General features: G+C 44.6%; 1 protein-coding gene and 1 pseudogene. Both read right to left on the minus strand.

Translation table 11 applies throughout. The annotated features are described in order from the left end of the window. Positions 1 to 32: 32 nt before the first annotated feature. A pseudogene (locus JCM10512_RS20890) lies at positions 33 to 502 on the minus strand (HU family DNA-binding protein). A gap of 287 nt (positions 503 to 789) precedes the next feature. Beyond that, positions 790 to 2,797: DUF3987 domain-containing protein (locus JCM10512_RS20895; protein ID WP_044165870.1), on the minus strand; the 2,008-nt coding region annotated here is incomplete at its 5' end.

Genomic DNA, 2,797 nt, shown 5'->3' on the forward strand with positions numbered 1-2,797 from the left:
TTTAAAACTAGACCAGAGATGCGTTTCATGGCTTATAATGATGGGTCAGGTGCTTCTCCGCCACCGTTGTTGCCCCCTCCGTTATCCGGCTTCTCTTCTTCGTCGTTTTTCTCACCTGATTTGTAAGGGGTATAATCCATGGTTTTGCATAGCTTACGCAGGTCGTTTCCGGGATAGAATAATACCTTACTCTTTTGGATACAAGAGGACTTGAAGTCTTTTTCCGTCTCGGTGGGTGTGCCGGTCTTAATACCCATTCGGAAGTTGCCCAGATCGCCTAGTTGGACGATGTTGCCTTCTTGTAGGACATTGACTATTTCTAACAGGAATTCTCCGATGCTCCTTCCAATTCGCCTTTTGAATAAGAGGAGCGTTCTGATATACGCCGGCAAACTTCTTTGACACTTGCGGTGCGCCCGCTTCGGGCTACTGCATAAAACTTAGGAGCTTCCATCGGTTTCGACGGGTTCTTGCGAGGGATGATAACGTAATTTTGCATAATCTTCTTTTTTAAAGTTTTTTGTTTGGGTTAACTAACTCTTGTAATCGATTACGTGGCAAAGGTAATACACCATCGGTTGGCGGGTATGCACATTGACACTCATTGACGCACAGATAAAAGTAAAGTCAAACTAAAAAAGAGATGATAATGCCCGGAAAAAGATCGGGATGTTTGTCCGAAAAGATCCCGATCTTTTGGTGAAAACGTCTAGACGTTTTTCAAAAAGATCTAGACGTTTTTTCCCGGTTTTCGAAATAGACAAATAGTCAAATGGCCTATATGACCACCTAGTGAGTAATCTTTTGGTAAACTCCATGAGCTATTTTGTTAATTCTTAGTCCGATAGCTGCTTTTAGAAGCCTGCTTATCCGACGTGGATTGAAGTTGTATTTTACGCCCAATTGATTGGCGTCTTCACGGGTGAATTGTGCGGGAAGTTCGTTGATGAAGTTTTTGTTGATATCCGGATTTTTCAATGCTTGAGAAGAATAGGAGGGCATGGAAGAAAGTAGCAGTCGACTGTGCTCATAACAACTGAGAACAATCTCTAGGGAATGCTCGAAGTCAATGTCAGTACAGTAAATATCGGGTGATATATCGTTGTTCTCGAATTGGCGGATGCGTGTTTGGATCATGCTGATGCGCATCACCAAGAAAGCATACCGCTTGATTACTGCCTGCAGGTCGTCGTTACTTTCGAGAGATACATTGGCTAGTAATTGCGAGAACTGTGTATTCAAGTGCCTCCATTGCGTATTGCTGAAATGGAACATGACTGGGTGATTCAAGCAGAAATTGTATAATAGGGAAACACGTTGTGCCAGAGTTTTGAAATGTTCCTCGAAGGAGTCGGAATTGTCGCCCATTTCTTTCCAGTAGGGCATTTCTCTGTATGTATAGTAGAGCATGCGGCTTGCCAGCCCATTCTCGGAACTTTCGAGCAATCCACTTAACTGTCCGGGAGTTCCTGTGAGGAAGAGTGCCAGCATAGGATGTCGGATGTAGATGGGACGTATTCCATTGGCTTTGTAGGAGGAGTCGATATTTTCGTGTTCGAAGCATTTGCAGATGATGTTATCGAAATTACCGCAATCGAGGTGATTAGCATTTGATAGAGTCTGTGCTTCGGTGTCGAATATGATACTTCCCTGCGTTCCATTATCTTGCATCTGTATTTGCATACGGGTGTAGCTGGTGGTGGCGGGAATGATTAGCATTCGGAAGGGTGGGGCTTGGGGTTCTTCGGGTCGCTTGTTCTCATCTTTGTTTTTTCGGGATAACTGTGCTTGCCAGGCGTTATGAGCATTTTTATAGTTGCGCTGCTGTTGGTCGCTGTCCAACAGGATTTGGCTGTGTATGTCTTCAATCAGGTAACGCCCGGTTTGGGCGATACTCTTACCACTACCTGCTGGGGCGATGACGACGCAATAGAGATGTGGTGAGTATTTCTTGTGATTGTAGATACCGAATGTGTAAGGGAGCACAGCACTTAGCGCGGTGAGATCGGACAGGAAGGAAATATCCCGTTCACGGGAAGTGCATTCTTCAAGTATACATTCGCTGAGTAGATCGGGCATATTTTGATACAAATTATCAGGGAAAACGGGCGTGGATTTGCGTAACTCTTCGCCTTGCCAATAGTTTTCTTCCGCATCCATGTCCTTCTCAAGGTGGTCATAGGGGCTATTTGTCCATTTGTCTTTTTGGGAAACGCTGGGATTTGGAGTTGATGAAAAGTCACTTGAATAGTTAACTTGTTTATAACCAGACGATATGACGCTCTTTAACTCGGATGAAGGGAAATTAGTATGCTCCAAATAAGGCTCAAGTTCACGAAGTATATTTTCTTCGGGATAGAGACGACGCCGAGCTTCACAAGCTAGTTTAAAAAGGTTGGTGTGTCGTTTTCCGGTAGTGAGCGGATTTAGGAAAATATAGGACGAAACGAACATCTTAATATCGTCGTTGGATGGAACTGTTTCTTCATTGGGCAAGAACGGTTCTATCTGCTGTTCGGTTTTTTGCGGGACTGTGTCCATCGAATGTTCTAAAATGAATTCTTGGAAAAGGATACTTAAATAACCGTTGGGTGAGAAGGTGACATAACAGAGGCGGCTCTCGTCTTTGCATGCGGGGTCACTTTCCATGCATAGTAGGCGGTCATAATAAGATGCAACGAATTGTTGTGCCTCCCGGTAACGTCCTTCACAGTTCCCGACATAGGCGAATACTTTAACTCCGTCAGTAGGGCTTTCGAGGGCGGCTACTGTATGCGGATCTTCAGCGCAAAGGCGG

The sequence above is a fragment of the Bacteroides reticulotermitis JCM 10512 genome, assembly GCF_000517545.1.
GTDB lineage: Bacteria > Bacteroidota > Bacteroidia > Bacteroidales > Bacteroidaceae > Bacteroides > Bacteroides reticulotermitis.